General features: G+C 54.9%; 19 protein-coding genes, 1 pseudogene and 1 other annotated feature. All 20 genes and pseudogenes read right to left on the bottom strand.

Annotated features, from left to right (window positions below):
• Positions 1-19 precede the first annotated feature (19 nt).
• The 20 genes and pseudogenes from GYMC52_RS05425 to spoVE all read right to left on the bottom strand — a co-directional run bounded on the left by GYMC52_RS05425 (position 20) and on the right by spoVE (position 18,315).
• Complete coding sequence (locus GYMC52_RS05425) at positions 20-934, bottom strand: RluA family pseudouridine synthase (protein WP_011230646.1); 915 nt, start codon at positions 932-934, stop codon at positions 20-22.
• Complete coding sequence (lspA, locus tag GYMC52_RS05420) at positions 935-1,426, bottom strand: signal peptidase II (RefSeq protein WP_080997780.1); 492 nt, start codon at positions 1,424-1,426, stop codon at positions 935-937.
• Positions 1,427-1,510: 84 nt separating this feature from the next.
• A complete protein-coding gene (gene ileS, locus GYMC52_RS05415) occupies positions 1,511-4,285 on the bottom strand; it encodes an isoleucine--tRNA ligase (RefSeq protein ID WP_013523344.1) in 2,775 nt (924 codons plus the stop codon).
• A 53-nt stretch (positions 4,286-4,338) separates the two neighbouring features.
• Positions 4,339-4,559, bottom strand: a binding site (T-box leader).
• Between the two features lie 97 nt (positions 4,560-4,656).
• Positions 4,657-5,169: a DivIVA domain-containing protein gene (locus tag GYMC52_RS05410; protein ID WP_011230635.1), complete on the bottom strand. Its 513-nt coding sequence runs from the start codon at positions 5,167-5,169 to the stop codon at positions 4,657-4,659.
• 78 nt (positions 5,170-5,247) lie between these two features.
• Complete coding sequence (locus GYMC52_RS05405; protein ID WP_013523343.1) at positions 5,248-6,021, bottom strand: RNA-binding protein; 774 nt, start codon at positions 6,019-6,021, stop codon at positions 5,248-5,250.
• Between the two features lie 122 nt (positions 6,022-6,143).
• Entirely contained in the window at positions 6,144-6,416 is a 273-nt protein-coding gene (locus tag GYMC52_RS05400) for a YggT family protein (RefSeq protein ID WP_011230633.1), read from the bottom strand.
• Positions 6,417-6,419: 3 nt separating this feature from the next.
• The gene (locus GYMC52_RS05395; protein ID WP_013145834.1) at positions 6,420-6,848 is read right to left on the bottom strand and encodes a cell division protein SepF; all 429 of its coding nucleotides are present in this window, start codon (positions 6,846-6,848) and stop codon (positions 6,420-6,422) included.
• 13 nt (positions 6,849-6,861) lie between these two features.
• The gene (locus GYMC52_RS05390; protein WP_013145835.1) at positions 6,862-7,536 is read right to left on the bottom strand and encodes a YggS family pyridoxal phosphate-dependent enzyme; all 675 of its coding nucleotides are present in this window, start codon (positions 7,534-7,536) and stop codon (positions 6,862-6,864) included.
• On the bottom strand, positions 7,533-8,357 hold the full coding sequence (gene pgeF / locus GYMC52_RS05385; protein WP_013523342.1) for a peptidoglycan editing factor PgeF: 825 nt from the start codon (positions 8,355-8,357) through the stop codon (positions 7,533-7,535). The genes GYMC52_RS05390 and pgeF overlap by 4 nt, the downstream gene beginning before the upstream one ends.
• Positions 8,358-8,494: 137 nt before the next feature.
• Complete coding sequence (locus GYMC52_RS05380) at positions 8,495-8,737, bottom strand: YlmC/YmxH family sporulation protein (protein ID WP_013145837.1); 243 nt, start codon at positions 8,735-8,737, stop codon at positions 8,495-8,497.
• A gap of 95 nt (positions 8,738-8,832) precedes the next feature.
• A complete protein-coding gene (sigG, locus tag GYMC52_RS05375; RefSeq protein WP_011230628.1) occupies positions 8,833-9,612 on the bottom strand; it encodes an RNA polymerase sporulation sigma factor SigG in 780 nt (259 codons plus the stop codon).
• 119 nt (positions 9,613-9,731) lie between these two features.
• Entirely contained in the window at positions 9,732-10,451 is a 720-nt protein-coding gene (gene sigE / locus GYMC52_RS05370) for an RNA polymerase sporulation sigma factor SigE (RefSeq protein WP_013145838.1), read from the bottom strand.
• A 52-nt stretch (positions 10,452-10,503) separates the two neighbouring features.
• Positions 10,504-11,418 carry a sigma-E processing peptidase SpoIIGA gene (gene spoIIGA, locus GYMC52_RS05365; RefSeq protein ID WP_013523341.1) on the bottom strand — a complete coding sequence of 305 codons (915 nt, stop codon included), beginning with the start codon at positions 11,416-11,418 and terminating at the stop codon, positions 10,504-10,506.
• 378 nt (positions 11,419-11,796) lie between these two features.
• Positions 11,797-12,930 carry a cell division protein FtsZ gene (gene ftsZ / locus GYMC52_RS05360; protein ID WP_011230625.1) on the bottom strand — a complete coding sequence of 378 codons (1,134 nt, stop codon included), beginning with the start codon at positions 12,928-12,930 and terminating at the stop codon, positions 11,797-11,799.
• Between the two features lie 27 nt (positions 12,931-12,957).
• Positions 12,958-14,226 carry a cell division protein FtsA gene (ftsA, locus tag GYMC52_RS05355; protein WP_013523340.1) on the bottom strand — a complete coding sequence of 423 codons (1,269 nt, stop codon included), beginning with the start codon at positions 14,224-14,226 and terminating at the stop codon, positions 12,958-12,960.
• Positions 14,227-14,421: 195 nt separating this feature from the next.
• Entirely contained in the window at positions 14,422-14,784 is a 363-nt protein-coding gene (locus GYMC52_RS05350) for a small basic family protein (protein WP_013145842.1), read from the bottom strand.
• A 1-nt stretch (position 14,785) separates the two neighbouring features.
• Positions 14,786-15,502, bottom strand: a complete 717-nt coding sequence (locus tag GYMC52_RS05345) for a DUF881 domain-containing protein (protein ID WP_013145843.1) — start codon at positions 15,500-15,502, stop codon at positions 14,786-14,788.
• 28 nt (positions 15,503-15,530) lie between these two features.
• On the bottom strand, positions 15,531-16,235 hold the full coding sequence (locus tag GYMC52_RS05340) for a DUF881 domain-containing protein (RefSeq protein WP_011230621.1): 705 nt from the start codon (positions 16,233-16,235) through the stop codon (positions 15,531-15,533).
• A pseudogene (gene divIB / locus GYMC52_RS05335) lies at positions 16,216-17,002 on the bottom strand (cell division protein DivIB). Before divIB ends, GYMC52_RS05340 begins: the two are co-directional and overlap by 20 nt.
• A gap of 212 nt (positions 17,003-17,214) precedes the next feature.
• Complete coding sequence (gene spoVE / locus GYMC52_RS05330) at positions 17,215-18,315, bottom strand: stage V sporulation protein E (RefSeq protein WP_013523338.1); 1,101 nt, start codon at positions 18,313-18,315, stop codon at positions 17,215-17,217.
• Between the last annotated feature and the right edge of the window lie 14 nt (positions 18,316-18,329).

The following is an 18,329-nucleotide window of genomic DNA, read 5'->3' as shown; positions in this document are numbered from 1 at the left end:
AAGGGGGCGTGTTCGTTTGTCAATCGTTTTTTCGCAGCCAGTCAAGCAGCTCGGCAAACTCCGGTGGCAACGGCGCTTCGAATTCCAAATACTCGCCGCTTCTCGGATGACGGAAGCCGAGCACCCCGGCGTGAAGCGCCTGGCCGTCGATGGCGAGCGTTTTTTTCGGCCCGTATTGCGGGTCGCCAGCGAGCGGATAGCCGATGTATTTCATATGGACGCGAATTTGGTGCGTCCGCCCCGTTTCCAGCTGGCACTCCACATACGTGTAATGGCGAAACCGCTCGAGCACGCGGAAATGGGTGACGGCTTCCTTGCCGTTTTCCTCGGTGACGGCCATTTTTTTTCGGTCGCGTTTGTCGCGGCCGATCGGCGCGTCGATCGTGCCATAATCGTGCGGAATGACGCCGTGGACGATCGCCTTGTAGCGGCGCGTCACCGTTTTGTTCACAAGCTGCTCGACGAGCGAGCGGTGGGCGGCGTCGTTTTTCGCCACCATCAATAGTCCTGATGTGTCTTTGTCAATCCGATGGACGATGCCGGGGCGAAGCACGCCGTTGATCCCAGACAGGTCGCGGCAATGGGCGAGAAGCGCGTTGACAAGCGTGCCGCGCATATGCCCGGGCGCCGGATGGACGACCATGCCGCGCGGCTTGTTGACGACAAGGACATCCTCATCCTCATAATAAATGTCCAGCGGAATCGGCTCCGGCTCGACATGAAGCGGCTCCGGCTCCGGCGGTGAGACGGCGACCGAGTCGCCCGCCTCGCATTTGTAGTTCGCCTTCACCGTTTGGCCGTTCACGGTCACAAGCCCGTTTTTGATCCATTGCTGCACTTGTGAACGCGACCATTCCTCATTTAACGCCGCGATCACTTTATCAATTCGTTCGCCGTCATATTCGTCTTCAATGTGAAATGTGATCGTGTCCATCTACTCATTCCCTTTCTCTGGTGTCGCGAAAAAAAACATATGGACAAACAGCAAGATGACGCCGACCGTCAGCGCCGAGTCAGCCACGTTGAACACCGGAAAACTGTACGTGCCGATGTACGCGTGGATGAAATCGACCACTTCCTTGCGAAAGACGCGGTCGAGAAAATTGCCAATCGCCCCGCCGAGCATCAGCCCAAGCCCTACGCCCGCCAGGCGTTCAGAAGGCTTCAGGCGGCGAATGTAGATCACGATCGCCGCCACGACAATAACCGTAATCAAATAAAAGAGCCAAAACTGCCCTTCGAGCATGCCCCACGCCGCGCCGCGATTGCGGTGTGACGTAATATAGAGCACATTGTCAATGATCGGGATGCTTTCCCCAAGCCGCATATAGCGGACGACAAGCCATTTCGTCCATTGATCGAGGATGACGACCGCCGCTGCAATCCAATAGTATGCCACCGTGCCAAGTCCCCCTGTCCTTCTCATTCATCCTTTTTGCATTGTAGCATAATTCGCCATGGCAAACAAATGAAGCGGCAAGGCCGCCCCAAGGCAACCTGCCGCTTTTCGTTACGCTGAATAATGTTCATTCACGATATGTGCGCAGCGCGGGCAAAGCGTCGGGTGGGACGGATCTTGTCCGACAGCTGGAGTCACCGTCCAGCACCGCTCGCACGTCTCGCCTTCCGCCGGGCGGACGAGGACGGCCACGTGGTCGAGCCGCTCGGCTTCGGCCGGCGCGGCGTCATACGGCTCATCGGCGATCGAAAAGGCGGAAACGATGAGAAGCTGGCGCAAGTCGGCATCAAGCGACGCCAATAGCTTCCGCGCCTCGTCTTTCGGGTAGACGATGACGCTCGCGGTCAGCGATTTGCCGATCACTTTTTCATTGCGCGCGTTCTCGAGCGCTTTTAACATGTCATCGCGCACGTCCATAAACGCATCCCATTTCGCCAGCAGCGCTTCTTCGCCGTCGATCGCGATCGGCTCCGGCATATCGGTGAGCTGGACGCTTTCGACGTTTTCTCTTCGATTCGGGATATGCTCCCACACTTCATCGGCGGTATGCGGCAAAATCGGCGCGATGAGCTTCGCCAACGCGACGACCGTTTCATACAGCACCGTCTGCACGGCGCGGCGGGCGCGCGAGTCGGCCGCTTCGATGTACAAAATGTCTTTCGCCATATCCAAGTAAAACGCGCTCAGCTCGACGGTGCAGAAATGGTTCATCTCATGGTAAACCGCGGCGAAATCGTAGCTGTCATAGGCCTTTTTCACTTTGGCGATCAGCTTGTTCAACTTCGCCAGCATATAGCGGTCGACTTCGCCAAGCTCCCCAATCGGCACGGCGTTTTGGTTCGGGTCAAAATCGAACAAGTTGCCGAGCATAAACCGGAACGTGTTGCGGATTTTCCGGTACACTTCCGACACTTGTTTTAAAATATGGTCGGAGATGCGCACGTCCGCTTGGTAGTCAACCGAAGCGACCCAAAGCCGCAAAATGTCGGCGCCGAACTGTTCCATCACTTTCGCCGGCACGACGACGTTGCCGAGCGACTTGCTCATTTTCCGCCCTTCGCCGTCCAAGACAAAGCCGTGGCTCAACACGCCTTTATACGGCGCTTTGCCGGTGACGGCAACGGCGGTGGACAGCGATGAGTTGAACCAGCCGCGATATTGGTCGGACCCTTCCAAGTACAAATCAGCCGGACGCATGAGATCGTCGCGTTCGACCAACACGGCTTGGTGCGACGAACCGGAGTCAAACCAGACATCCATAATGTCCGTTTCTTTCGTAAAGATGCCGTTCGGGCTCGACGGATGGGTGAATCCTTCCGGCAGCAAGTCTTTCGCCTCTCGTTCAAACCAGACGTTCGACCCGTATTGGCGGAACAGGTTCGACACATGCTCAATCGTCTCATCGGTGATGATCGGTTCGCCGTTTTCGCCGTAAAAGACCGGAATCGGCACCCCCCAGGCGCGTTGGCGGGAAATGCACCAGTCGCCGCGGTCGCGCACCATGTTGTGGATGCGGATTTCCCCCCACTCCGGAATCCATTTCGTTTCTTTAATCGCCTGAAGCAGCTCGTTGCGGATTTTATCGATCGACGCAAACCATTGCGTTGTCGCTCGGAAAATCGTCGGCTGCTTTGTCCGCCAGTCGTGCGGATACGAGTGGGTGATAAACCCGAGCTTCAACAAAGCGCCGACTTCCTCAAGCTTCTGTGTAATCGCCTTGTTGGCGTCTTCGTAAAACATCCCCTCAAATCCCGGCGCTTCCTCGGTCATGTAGCCGCGCTCATCAACCGGGCAAAGGACCGGAAGCCCGTATTTTTGCCCGACGAGAAAGTCGTCTTCCCCGTGGCCCGGCGCCGTATGGACGCAACCGGTGCCGGCGTCGGTCGTGACGTGTTCGCCGCAGACGACAAGCGAGTCGCGCTCATAAAACGGATGTTTCGCCACGACGTATTCAAGCTCTTTTCCTTTGACCGTTTTGACGACCGACCATGCGTCCCAACCGATTTCTTTCGCCACCGATTCCGCCAAGGCGGCAGCGACGACATACCGTTTTCCGCTGACATCGACAACATGGTAATCCAAATCCGGATGAACCGCGATCGCCAAGTTCGCCGGAATCGTCCACGGCGTCGTCGTCCAAATGACGATTCGCTCATCGCCCTCAAGCACGCCTTTGCCGTCTTTCACCGGGAAGGCGACATAAATCGACGGCGAACGCTTGTCTTTATATTCGATTTCCGCTTCGGCGAGCGCCGATTCGCTTGACGGGGACCAATAGACCGGCTTCAACCCTTTGTAGATGAGCCCTTTTTTCGCCATTTCGCCAAATACTTTAATTTGCTGGGCTTCGTACTCCGGTTTGAGCGTAATGTACGGGTTGTCCCAGTCGCCGCGCACGCCGAGCCGCTTGAACTGCCGGCGCTGGTTGTCGATTTGTTCATACGCATATTGCTCGCACCGCTTGCGGAACTCGGCGACGCTCATCGATTTGCGGTCGACGCCTTGCTTCGCGAGCGCCGTTTCGATCGGCAGTCCGTGCGTATCCCAGCCCGGCACGTACGGCGCGCAATAGCCGTTCATCGATTTGTAGCGGACGATGATATCTTTTAAAATTTTGTTCAGCGCATGGCCCATATGAATGTCGCCGTTGGCATACGGCGGGCCGTCATGCAGGACAAACAGCGGACGTCCTTTCGTCCGCTCCTGCACTTTCCGGTAAATGTCCATTTCCTCCCATTTTTTTTGCATTTCCGGCTCCCGCTTCGGCAAGTTGCCGCGCATCGGGAACTCGGTTTGCGGCATAAGCAGCGTCTCTTTGTAATCCATCCTTGCTCCTCCTTCGAACGATAGATTCCAAATAAAAAAACCGTTCTCCCCCGGCAAGGGACGAGAACGGTCTCGCGGTACCACCCTTCTTGGCCATGCAAACGACGCACAGCCCACTTTTCATTCGTAACGGGAATGACGCGCCATGGCCTACTTGATGTTCGGCATGGAACTCCAGGGTGATGTTCACTCTTGCGCCGATGCCAGGCTTCCACCATCCCCGGCTCGCTGCGACCGGTCGTACAAGAGCTACTGTCCCTTTCATCGTCGATGGCTATTTCGCTATTCATCCTGAAAAAAGCCAACCGCCTCCCACGGCGGCTGATGCGGCGATTTTTGCCAATTATTATAACCGAAACGTCTTCGGTTCGTCAAGGCTGTGACAGCGGTTCTCTCGCCCCTTCTTCCAAATCCGGCGCCTCATACTCCATCAACTCGTCCCAATCGCGGCTGTTGATCATATCAAGCTGCGCCTCGACAAGCATGCGGAAACGGGCGCGGAACACTTTCGACTGCCGCTTCAGCTCCTCGATCTCGAGGGCGATTTTCCGCGATTTCGCCAATGCATCGCTGATGATGCGCTCGGCGTTTTTTTCCGCCTCTTTAATGATCAGCTTCGCCTCTTTTTGCGCATTCCGCTTCACTTCTTCCGCTGCTTCTTGAGCGACAAGAATCGACTTGTTGAGCGTCTCCTCAATGTTCGCAAAGTAGTTCAGCTTTTCCGTCAGTTCGGCCACTTTCTCTTCCAGCTGCTTTTTTTCACGGATGAGCATTTCATAGTCTTTAATGACTTGATCGAGGAACTCGTTCACTTCGTCTTCATCGTACCCGCGAAACCCGCGGCTGAATTCCTTGTTGTGAATATCCAATGGCGTCAACGGCACAACGGCCACCTCCGTCTCCATCATTCCTTTTCTTCACTTTCATTCGACACGGTTTGCCGATTTCCTGCCGTCATTTGCTTATTTTTGTCGGCCGATCTGAACGAGCCAGCGCTCTTTTTTCGTCGGCCCTTCCACCGAAAACAGCTTGCAGCGGCCAAAACCGCGCGCCGACAGGACATCGCCCGGTCCGCAGAGGAAATCCGGCTTGTCCACCACCTTCCAGTTGACTTTGACAAGCCCGCTTTCAACAAGCGCACGCGCTTTCTCCCTCGCAAGGCGAAACGCCTGAGCGAGCACAGCATCGAGCCTTAGAGAAGACACCGTGACCGTTCCTTCCTCCCACGTTTCGGCAAGCGGCATGGCAGCCGACAACGGCAGCGGCTCAAGCGCAACCGGAGCTTTGCCGATCGTTTCGACATGCAAGCGGACGTAGTCGGCGACTTCAGCAGCAACAAAAAACTGAATTTCCCCATCCAAAACGAGAATATCGCCAAACTTGCCGCGCCGCAAGCCAAGCGACATCAGCGCCCCCAACACGTCGCGATGTTCAAGGGAAACGAATTTCGCCGGATAGCGGACGGCAAACAGCACAATGCCATAATCCTCTTCCTCAGGGTCGATATACGGCGGAGCGAGAAACGCCCGCTTCCGCTCGACAAACGGGGCGCCTCCGAAAAAAAACACGCGCACGTCTCCATCGCCGCCAGTGATGCTTTGCACGATTTGCTGCTCACGCGGATCGAGAAAATCGGTCAGCTTCGGAGCGTACTGACGGCTCACCATCTCCTTCCACTCGAGCACTTGATCAATGAACGGATGTTCCTCTTTGCGAAAATGCTGATACAGCTCCACTCGACGTCACCTTGCTTTCATGGAAGAAAGGAACCCACAATGGATTCCTCTCTGCGAGTTCCGCCCTTCCGCCTTTTTGCCTGCCGGACGGAGAGCGGCGGCGCCGTGCGCGCAAAACGAAGCTAAAACTGCGACTGAAGAATGTCGAATAGGGCATGAAGCCCTCTCGTCGCGAATTCAAGAACGATAAACGCGACGATTGGGGAGACGTCAATGATGCCAAGCGGCGGAATGACGCGCCGAAACGGCTCCAAATACGGCTCGCAAATGGCGGCAAGCATCTGTCCGAACCGCGTTTCGCGCGCATTGGGAAACCACGACATTAAAATATAAATGATCAGCGCATACGAGTACACTTGAATCACTGTCGTCAAAAACGTGAGTACATAATCCAACGGCTACCACCTCTTCATCGGTCTGTCATCCTCGCCGTCGAGCGAAATCGAGCCGCTGACGTCGACGTTTTCCGGGGTGCATAAAAAAATTTTTGTGCCGACTTGCTGAATGTCGCCGCCAATGGCGTACACCGTGCCGCTTAAAAAGTCGACGATCCGCTTGGCCTGCTCATGCTGAATGCGCTGCAAGTTGACGATGACCGCGCGCCGGCTTTTCAAATGGTCGGCGATCTCCTGCGCCTCCGCATACACCCGCGGCTCAGCAAGCACGACTTTCGCCGATTTTTGCACGCTTTGCAGGCTGACGACGTTCGCCTTGCCTGCCGTCTTCGGCGGCGCCTCCTCTTCCGGCTGCGGCGCTTCATATTCTTCATCATAGTCTTCGTAGTCTTCTTCTAAAAAATAATCGCGAAATTTTTTCATCAACCCCATCCGGTTTCACCTCCTACAATGATCCGACAAGCGCGCTGCCGATGCGCACAAACGTCGCTCCTTCCTCGATGGCGATCGTGTAGTCGTTTGACATGCCCATTGACAGTTCGGTGCATGGCGCATGGGCCATTCCCAACGCCTGAACGCGTTCCTTCAGCATCCGCAATTGGCGAAAGCAAGCGCGCAATATCGCTTCGTCGCCGGTATGCGGCGCCATCGTCATCAATCCGACGACTTCGATGCGCGAAAAGGCGCGAAGCTGTTCAATAAACGGAATCGTTTCTTCGGGGGCGAGCCCGTGTTTGGTCGCTTCGCCCGATACGTTCACTTGAACAAAACATTTTACCGGCCGCACCGCCCGCTTTTCGATTTCTTTCGCGAGCGACAGACGGTCGAGCGAATGAATGTAATCGACTTTATCAATAATGTCTTTGACTTTGCGCGACTGAAGCGTCCCAATGAAATGCCACGTCGCTTGATTTCCGATCCGTGCATGCTTTTCAATCAATTGGTCGGAGCGGTTTTCGCCGAGGTCGGCAATGCCGGCGTCAAGCACCTCGAGCGCCCGCTTTGCATCCACATATTTGGTGACCGCCACGATGCGCACGCCGGCTGGATCGCGGCCGACGCGGGCGCAGGCCGCCTCGATTTCTCGGCGAATGGCCGCCAAGTTGTCGCGCACCGTCATGTCCATTCCTCCCTTCGGCCAATGAACGCCAACATCCTTCCGGTCGTTCCGCGGTCGCGGCGGTGGGAAAAAAACAACGCTTCCTCACAGCTTGTACAGCGTTCCGACACATAAATATGGCTGTTCGGAACGCCAGCCGCGAGCAACTGGAGCCGGTTGGCTTCCTTTAAGTCGAGCGCATATTGCCCTGGGCTTGTTTCCCGCCATGGCAACGGGCTTTCCGGAGGAAGCGTCGGGCGCAGACTGTCCACGACCCGGTCGTCAACCGTATAACAGCACGGACCGATGGCAGGTCCGATGGCAACATAGATGTCGCTCGGCGCGATGTGTTCGCGCGTTTGCCAAAGCCGCACCATGTGACCAGCGATGCCGCCCGCCGTTCCCCGCCACCCGGCATGAGCAAGGCCGACTAACCCAGCAGATGGCGCCACAAAATAAATGGGCACACAATCGGCAAAACAAAGCGCGAGCAATACCCCCGCCTCGTCTGTATACAACCCATCGACCCCTGGAACCGCCGTGGCGAAATCTTGCGCCCCGTTCCCCCGGTCACTTTTCGTCACTTTCTGAATGTCGGCACCATGCACTTGTTCGCAACATACCCATCGCTCAAGCGGGAATGCAAGCCATTCCGCCAAGCGCCGGCGGTTGTTGACGACATCCGTGCGGTCATCGCCGACATGCAGCCCCATATTCAGCGAGGCGAACGGCCCTTTGCTCTCCCCGCCATGTTTCGTCGTCAATCCAGCGACGGCTCCAGCAAACGGAGGCGCCCCGCAACGGAGCCAGCCGCGGGCTTCTTGTTGAAAAATGTCTGGCATTCGCGTCAACCCTCACGCTACTTTTTGTAGTTTTTTATCACTTTTTTTCCTATTTTATCATAGTTTGTTTGTCCATGATAACCTTTATTTGCGATTTTGTCGAAACATTGCTGTCAACCCTAGGCCATCCTCGGGATTCAATCCGTATCATGAAGGCGGACTAAAATAACATCGGCTCCGATTTTGACGATGTTCTGCCATGGAATGACGACCGCCTCTTCGCGGCCGAACAGCCCGAGCATCTTTCCGGCGCCTAAAATAATGAGTGAGCGGATTTTTCCAGTATCTAAATCAATATCAATGTCCCCAATATTGCCAAGCTTCTTCCCATTGGCTACATTGACGACATCTTTCGTCTGAAATTCGGAAATTCTCATCACGATTTCTTCCCCCGCCTTTCCTCTCCCTCTTTTTCATCTATATGACGCCGAATGAGCAGTTATGTGCCAAAGAAAAAGGCTGCACCTGCAGCCTGTCACACTTGGATGTTTTTATTCATTTGCCGGATCGCCGCTTTTTCGAGCCTGGACACTTGCGCTTGGGAAATGCCGATTTCCTCGGCCACTTCCATTTGCGTCTTTCCTTGGAAAAAGCGTTTGCGGATGATCATTTTTTCCCGCTCATTCAACCGCCGAAGCCCTTCCTTCAAGGCGATTTCTTCGATCCATTGGCTGTCGCGGTTGCGCTCATCGCTCAGCTGGTCCATCACATAAATCGGGTCGCCGCCGTCGTTGTAAATCGGCTCAAACAACGAAACAGGATCTTGAATGGCATCGAGGGCAAAAACCACTTCCTCATGGGCGACGCCGAGTTCTTTGGCAATTTCCTCGGTTGACGGTTCTTTCGCCGTCTCGCTCATGAGCCGCTCTCGCACTTGCAACGCTTTGTAGGCGATGTCGCGCAGCGAGCGCGAAACGCGGATCGGGTTGTTGTCGCGCAAATAGCGGCGGATTTCGCCGATGATCATCGGCACTGCGTAAGTGGAAAACTTCACGTTTTGATTGAGGTCAAAATTATCAATCGATTTCATAAGTCCGATGCAGCCGACTTGAAACAAATCATCGACAAATTCGCCTCGGTTGTTGAAGCGCTGAATGACGCTCAACACGAGGCGCAAGTTGCCGTTTACTAATTTCTCTCTCGCCTCCAAATCCCCCTCATGCATCCGTCGAAACAGTTCACGCATTTCCTCATTTTTGAGGACGGGAAGCTTCGAAGTGTCTACGCCGCAAATCTCGACTTTGTTCCTCGTCAAGTTGTTCCCTCCCATCAGGAGATGCTAAGTCGTCAGTTTTCAGTATCTCCTTGGAAGGGAAAAATATGCACAGCCTGTCCGACGCGGAAAAAGCGGCGGAATTTCGCTCCCGCCGCCCGCTACATCATTTTATTGAATTCTTTGCGCAACCGTTTAATGATCCGCTTCTCGAGCCGCGATATGTACGATTGCGAAATGCCGAGCAAATCAGCGACGTCTTTTTGCGTCTTTTCTTCGCCGCCGGAGAGGCCAAAACGCAATTCCATAATTTGCTTCTCGCGGTCGCTCAGCTGGCGCAAGGCGTTTAAGAGCAAGCGCCGGTCGACATCCGCTTCCAAATCTTTCGTAATCACGTCGTCTTCCGTTCCCAACACGTCGGAAAGCAACAGCTCGTTGCCATCCCAGTCGATATTGAGCGGTTCATCAAACGACACTTCCGCCCGCACTTTGTTGTTGCGGCGCAAATACATTAGAATTTCGTTTTCAATGCAGCGCGACGCGTATGTCGCCAGCTTGATCTTCTTCTCTGGGTTGAACGTGTTGACCGCCTTAATGAGGCCGATCGTTCCAATGCTGATCAAATCTTCAATGTGAATGCCGGTGTTTTCAAACTTGCGCGCAATGTAGACGACAAGACGCAAATTGCGTTCGATCAAAAGCGATCTCGCCGTGTCATCGCCGGCGGCGAGCCTGGCGATCAGCTGCTCCTCTTCTTCTTTTGTCAGCGGCGGCGGGAGGGCTTCGCTGCCTCCGATATAATAAATTTCATCCGCCTTCAAGCCGAGCTTGGCCAAAAACTTATACAGCCAGTACATGAAACGAAGTTTCCACTTTTTCATGAAAATCCCCCTTCTAAACGGATCAAAAGCGAGTATGATATACTAACAAAACCTACGAAGCGGTCAGCTTTCTTCCCGCCTGCACCATTTTCGGATGGACGATGCAGTCGTACTCCCCATCCGTCGACAGCGGATCAGCGCTTAGCGCCACAAGCCCTTGCGCTACTTCCAACCATTCGTTTTCATACCGAAGCATAATGCGGTCTGGCTTGACCGCCGCCATGATTTGTGGACCGCTGCCGACCGCGCGGTACGGAATGAGACGTAGGCGATGGACCCACCGCTCCGGCGGGGAAGCCAGCATCATGTGAGCGCTGAGGCAACTCAATAGCTCTTCAGGAAGCACGGCCTTCGCTTTTTCCTGTTCGACTACCATCACCGGCGTTTTTGTCAACGGATCGACGAGCTGGTTGCCGCTGTCAATCAAGCCGCGCAGCATAAGCGGCCGCCCGTCCCATACGATCTTGACCTCAATGATATGTTCAAACCGCAGTTTTTTTTCGCGAATCGCCTCCACCCTTCGGCGGGAAAAAAGCCATAAAACCGGAAACCCGATGACAACAAACAGCCAGCTGACCGGATCGCCCGCCCCGGGATGATGCATGAGAAGCATTCCTTGGCGGACGGACAGTTGGTGCGCGAAAAAATAATGAACCGCCAGCATGCCGCCGCCGACGGCGAACGTGGCAAAGTAAAACGCCAGCATATTTTCAAGCAAATAGCGCGGGCGCTTAAAGCCGAAGGCGGCCCACACGATCAATACGGAAACGGCTGCTTTCATCAACGGGTGCTGGGCGATGGCGGAAAACGGGGTAAACAGCAGCACAACGAGCAGCGAACCGATCAACGCCCCGGCCAACAGGCGCCACCAGACGATCGGCCGCTTGAGCATGAGCGCCGTCAGCCAAAGAAGCAACGCGTCAAAACAGACGTTCAACAGCCAAATGACATCGAGATAGACGACCAACCGTCAAGCCCCTCCCCCCGCCCACATCGGCTTTGTCTGAAACAAGTATATAGCATCTCTTCGGGGAAAGTCTGTCAATCGGTGGCGGTGAAAAAGGGGAGGTTTTGTCAAAACAGGGGGAACCACGGCGGATCAAATCGGCCGGCACGAAAGCCTAACCCGCCTTCTCTTTTTCGCCCTTTCGTTGCGAGAGAGCGGGCGGCCAACGCGAGAAGTTTTTGGTCCTAATCGGAAAAGCGAGGCTGTCTCAAAAGATCGTCTTTCTTTAAGAGAGATACAATATATTGTTTCACCAAAGTGCTTCGTGCACGTTCGTGCATGCATCTTGTGATGAAGAAAGGGTGTCCCGTTGCTTTTGGGACACCCTCGTTTCGCCATCTAGCGGCGGCGGTTGCGGTTGCGCAAGAAAGCGGGAATGTCAAGCGGATCTTCTGCTTGCCCCGAGCGGAGCGCCGCATAGTCTTGTATCGGCTCTTCGCGCTTTTCCCGCTTTGGCGCCGGCGCCGCTTTCGGCACAGTGCCGATGCCAATGCGCGGCGGCCGCGGCTGCGAAGCGACGTTTTCGTTGAATCCGGTCGCAATGACCGTCACGATGATCTCGTCCTTTAAGTTCTCATTAATAACGGAGCCGAAGATCATGTTCACTTCTTGGTCGGCCGCCGAAGCGACGATGTCGGCAGCCTCCTGCACTTCGTACAAACTTAAGTTCATGCCGCCGGTGATGTTCATGAGCACCCCTTGCGCGCCGTCGATCGACGTCTCCAACAGCGGGCTGGAAATGGCTTTTTTTGCTGCCTCAGCAGCTCGGTTTTCGCCGCTGGCGATGCCAATCCCCATCAATGCCGAACCTTTATTCGACATGATCGTCTTCACATCAGCGAAGTCAAGGTTGATCAACCCCGGCACGGCGATCAAATCGGAAATGCCTTGCACCCCTTGGCGCAGCACATTGTCCGCTTCGCGGAACGCCTCAAGCATCGGCGTATTTTTGTCGACAATCTCAAGCAACCGGTCGTTCGGAATGACGATGAGCGTATCGACCGCCTCTTTCATGGCGGCGATGCCGCTTGCGGCCTGCGTCGCCCGCTTCCGCCCCTCAAACGTAAACGGGCGTGTAACAACGCCGACCGTAAGCGCCCCTAACTCGCGCGCAATTTGGGCGATGACAGGCGCCGCCCCAGTTCCCGTGCCGCCGCCCATGCCAGCGGTGACAAACACCATATCGGCGCCGCGAAGCGCTTCTTCAATTTGCTCTTTGCTCTCCTCAGCTGCTTTTTTTCCAACTTCTGGGTTAGCCCCCGCGCCCAAGCCGCGTGTCAGCTTCGCCCCGATTTGCAGCTTGATCGGCGCCTTCGACAAGTTGAGCGCCTGTGCATCCGTATTGACTGCAATAAACTCTACACCTTGCACCCCATGCTCAATCATCCGATTGACGGCGTTGTTGCCGCCGCCCCCGACTCCAATCACCTTGATCGTTGCCAACTGATCGACTGTTGTCTCAAACTCCAACATGGCCAAATCCTCCTAAAATTTCAATCTCTATTCAAAGAAAGAACCGAAAAATTTCTTGACCTTCTTCCCAAAATGGTCTTCTTTCTTTTTCGGTTTCGACTGCTGTTTTTGCGAGGAGCGCTCGACCGGCTCCACCGCAGCGGCAGCCGGGACCGTTTTCCCTTGCAGCTGCGCCTGCCGGTAGGCGAACTTGAGCAAGCCAACGCCGATCGTATACTGCGGGTCGCGCACACCGATATAATCCGGCATGGCAATGCGGACGCTCGTCCCTAAAACGACGTGGGCCAGCTCAAGCAACCCTGGCATATTGGCGACGCCGCCGGTCAGCACATAGCCGCCGGGGAGATCGCGAAACCCGAGACGACGCACTTCCTGCTGAACCATTTGCAAAATTTCTTCCAGTCTCGCCTCAATAATATCGGCGATCTCCAGCTGGCTGAACTGCTGGTGTTGATCGGTGCCCATGATCGGCACGCTGAACACTTCTTCCTCCGAAGCGTAGTCGTAAAATGCATGTCCGTGCTTCAGTTTGATTTTTTCGGCATCGTCCGTTGTCGTCCGCAATCCGATGGCCAAGTCTTTCGTAATGTGCTCCCCGCCGACCGGCAGCGAAGAGACAGCTTGCAACGTCCCTTGCTCAAAGACAGCGACCGTTGTCGAGCCGCCTCCCAGGTCAACGAGCGCCGCCCCCAAATGCCGTTCGTCATCGGACAGCACGAGCGAACCGGCCGCCAGCGGCTGAAGACAAATATCGCTGATTTCCAAGCCTGCCCGCTCCACACAGCGAAGAAGATTATGTAATACCGTCTTCGCACCAGTCACCATAGTGCCTTCCATTTCCAAGCGGACGCCGAGCATGCCGCGCGGATCATGAATGCCGTCCAACCCGTCGACGATAAACTGGCGCGGAACGACGCCGATGATTTCCCGATCGGGAGGAATAGAGACGACTTGCGCGGCATCGATGACGCGGGCGACATCTTCATCGCTGATTTCCCGGTTTTCGCTCGCGACGGCGACAATGCCGTGGCAGTCATGGAGCTGAATATGGTTGCCGGCCACCCCGACGATCACACGGCGGATCGATAAACCGACCATCCGCTCCGCTTGCTCGACGGCCCGTCTGATCGACTGCACCGTTTTATCTATATCAACAATCGCCCCTTTTTTGAGCCCTTCCGCTTTGACATTGCCCACCCCGATAATATTGATGGAGCTGCCTAGCATTTCCCCGATGATGACTTTCACGCTCGATGTTCCGACATCCAGGCTAACGACGATCTCATTGCTGCTCATTTTTTGGCATCTGCCTACTAAAAACGCGCCGGTGCCGGCCGGCGTTTCAGTAAGCAGCGACACCTCCTTTTTCGGCTGAAATTTCCCATCTCTTTGTCTATTGGTCTATGTCTAGTTTGCGAGTTTCGCAACAACACTATATTTTGTTTTACCCCATATAATTCAACACGCGAAAACACTTTCCCTGTCTTTTGCCTAACTTTTTTCGCGATTGTACCGCCGCTTGGCCCACTCAGCAAGCCAAAGGCGGCGGATGATGGCAATGTTTTGAAACAAGCGGACGCCGAAGGCGAACACAGCCGCTAAATACAAGTCTACACCAAGATGCACCCCAAGAAAAGTTAAAGTTGCGGCCAGAACAATGTTGAAAAAAAACCCGGTTATAAATACGGTTTCGTCGTACGTCCGCTGCAGGTAGGCGCGCCATCCTCCGATTAATGTATCAAAGGCGGCCAAAATGGCAATCGACAAATAATTGGAATATTCATCGGGAACTTCCCAGCCGGCGAGAACGCCGATGGCAAACCCAAGAAGCAATCCGAGAAGCGGAAGCCACATGCTATTTCTCCTCCTTGCCGCCGTTTTCTGTCTCCATGTATTTCACATCAGGGCGGCTAGCCGCGGGCGGAATGACAACGAGCGGCTGGGGCTTGGATATTGACAGCTCCAAGTTTTCCACGGCGAAATCATCGCGGATCGGCGAAACGGCGAGCCCGCTGTACAGCTTGTCCGCATCATCGGCGATTGCTCTCACTTCGACTGGCAGCCTCACTGAGCGGCTCCCGACTTTCGTTGCGCCATTGACATCGCGAATGGCCGTCCGGTTCGTCAGTCGCTCACCGTCGATGGCGATTTCTTTCGCCCCGTATTTGTTCAACTCATTCACTAACCGTTGCAATAGCTCGGGCGATACGGTGGCAACGGCCGGACCAACGTAGCCGGCCGCCGAAAGCGGCGCGATCGTCAACACGAGACCGCTTCCTCTCACTTCTGTCAGCCCGGCTTCTTCCCTCAGCTTCGCGACTGTCGCTTCAAGCTCTGTCGCGCCGCCCGCCTCGTGTTCCCGCCGGTAGCGGCGCAATGTTTCCTCGTAACTCTCTAGCTCCTCAAGCAGCCGTTGTTCAAGCTTCTGCTCTTTTGTCAAATCGGCGCGCAACTCCCAAATGTCGCGCGTGTCGCGTCCTTCCGGATGCAGCGTCGTCCGAAGCCCGACGGCCAGCATCACACCGAATATGGCAGCTACGCCGGCAAAATAGAATCGATTTTTCCGTTCCAATGCGCTTCACCGCCCCTTTCCGCCCGTTTTACGGCTCGGGCGCAAACACCGGATCCAACACGATCGCTCCTTGCTTTTCCACTTTTACGTCGATATGGTCTTCGACAAGTTCGTCGACGATGCCGCCGGGAAGCTCTAGAGCGGACATGAGCACGTCCGGATTGCCAATGGCCGAAATGACAAACGGAGCGGCATGCTGCGTTCCATCGACCTCAATGACTGGGCCGTTGCAGACGATGTATGAACGGTGGGAAATGCGCTGCCCATTAATAGCGACCGCTTCGGCGCCGGAAATGAGCAACTCGTGAACAACTTTCCATACGTGCTGTTCATGAACGATATAATTGGTAGCGCTCGCTTCAGAGGGGATATAAGAGGAATCGGAAAGGGTGACTGCTACACCTTTCCCTTTCACCCTCGCTTTTCCGACATGCATGCGCAGCTGTTCCGCTTCTTTTGCCAATCCGGCCTCGTTCTCCTGCTCCTCGGCCAGCTTCTTCTCCCATGCAGCCAGCTCCTCCTGCTTTTTGACAAGCTGCTGCTTGAGCGACCGGTTTTCTTTTTGCAAAGCAAGAAGCGCCGAGCGATATTCGTACTCTTTTTTCCACTCGCTGTCGCTCCACTCGCGGCGGGATGCTTCGTTTTTCGCATGTTGGTACGAGAACCCGAGCATGGCGCCGAAGATCAAGCAGATCAACGTCAGCAGGAGGCGGCTACGGGCTTGTCGTTTCATCGCCATCCTCCTTTTTCGGGGGGGGCGTAAGGAACAAAATAGCTGCCGACTTCCAAATGAATGACTCCTTTGACGTTTCGGTCAAGCGCGGCGGCAATCGCCGGATAATGCGACAGCTTGTCCGCAAATTGCCGGATTGTCGCGCTTACTTCATAACCGTCATTCATGTAGACGATGACGCGGTCTTCATATTCCCTCGTCGGATTGTAGTGAATTTCCGACATGGCGCCCAGCACGGCCGCGGGCAGTTCGGCGAGCTGCCCCGTCATTTCAGCAATGGCGTCGCCGTCTTTCCAGCCGACAAGCACCGGCGCATCGCTTGGCGCCGTCTTCGTCCCTTCTTGCTTTAACAGCCGCCCGTTTTCAAGCAATGGAAAAAACGTTTGCCGGTCATACACATAAGCGATTCGCCGCCATTCGCGGACGTGGATGGCGATCGTGTTCGGCAGCTGTTTTTCCACTGTTGCCTCCTTAATTTCTGGATGGCGAGTGAGCTTTTCTTCCACGTTTTGTTCATTCACTTTCCAAAAGCTTGTCCGCTTCGTAATGCCGCTTAAGCTGATGATGCGCTCCGCTGTGAGATGACGGTTGCCGCTCACTTCCACATGCCCGACAGCGCCAAGCGGCGACTGGAAGTAAAGGACGCACAAAATAAATAGAAAAAAGAAAGATAAGTACGCAATGAGCCGGCGGTTCGCTTTCTGGCGGCGCCGCTCCTTCAGTTTCGGCACGCGGTCCTCCAAGACGACGACTTTTCCTTTTTCCATCGCATTCCCCGCTTTCTTCTTCAACGCCCGCGCTGAAACGACCGGTATAAAAACAAACGGCATCCGCTGCCGTTTCTTTGTTTTTGCACTTATTTTCATTATATCACAAATGAATGCAAGAGAGAGCCTGTTTTTATCGCATTTGCCGGCACCGTTCGACGATGGGCTGCGTTCGAGAGACGCCAAAAAAACGGCGGACATCCGCCGCTTGCCTAATACCGGGCATGCCTGCTGATATTAAGCAGCACGCCGATGGCCATCAGCATCAACGTCAGCGACGATCCGCCGTAGCTTAAAAACGGGAGCGTGATGCCGGTAACGGGCATCAGTCCCGTCACAACGCCGATATTGATCATCACTTGAATCGCGATCATCGAAATAATGCCAAGCGCCAAAAAACTTCCGTACAAGTCAGGGGCGCCAAGGGCGATGCGCACGCCGCGCCAAAGAAGAAGGGCAAAGAGCAGGAGGACGAGTGAACCGCCGATAAAGCCGAGCTCTTCAGCTAAAATGGCGAAAATAAAGTCGGTTTGCGGCTCCGGCAAGTAAAAAAACTTTTGTCGGCTCTGCCCGAGCCCAAGGCCGAACAAGCCGCCCGGCCCAATGGCGTACAGCGACTGGATGATTTGAAATCCGCTTCCAAGTGGATCTTCCCATGGGTTTAAAAACGATGTAATCCGCTTGATTCGATATGGAGCCGACAGGATGAGGGCGGCAAACCCAGCGAGCCCCAAAACGCCAAGCCCGGCAAAATGGCTGAGACGGGCGCCGGCGACGAAAATCATCGTCACGCACGTACCAACCATAACGGTGCCCGTTCCTAAGTCCGGCTGCAGCATAATCATGCCGAACGCGGCAAACACAAGCAAAAGCGCCGGCAACAGTCCTTGTTTAAATGACGTAATTTTTTTTTGGTTTTCCGATAAATATTTGGCCAAAAAAGCGATCATAGCCAGCTTCATAAACTCGGACGGCTGGATCGAAAACGCCCCGACGCCGATCCAGCTGCGCGACCCGTTGCGAACCATGCCGATGCCGGGAATGAGCACAAGAACGAGCAGCACAAAACAGACGCCAAGCAGCACTTTCGACCAGTCGCGCCACACCCAATAATCGATGTTCATGACAAAAAACATAGCGATAATGCCGACGCCCGCAAACAATAGCTGGCGCTTGGCGAAGAAAAACGAATCGTTGAATTTGTATTCCGCCCAAATGGCGCTCGCGCTGTACACCATAATAAGTCCGATGGCCAAGAGCGAAAACGTCAAAATAATGAGCAAAAAATCTGGCGCAGACTTTTTCCGCGGCAATGCCCAACACCTCT

The sequence above is a fragment of the Geobacillus sp. Y412MC52 genome (genome assembly GCF_000174795.2).
In the GTDB taxonomy this organism is placed as follows: domain Bacteria; phylum Bacillota; class Bacilli; order Bacillales; family Anoxybacillaceae; genus Geobacillus; species Geobacillus thermoleovorans.
This window is presented reverse-complemented; position numbering and strand designations above follow the sequence as displayed.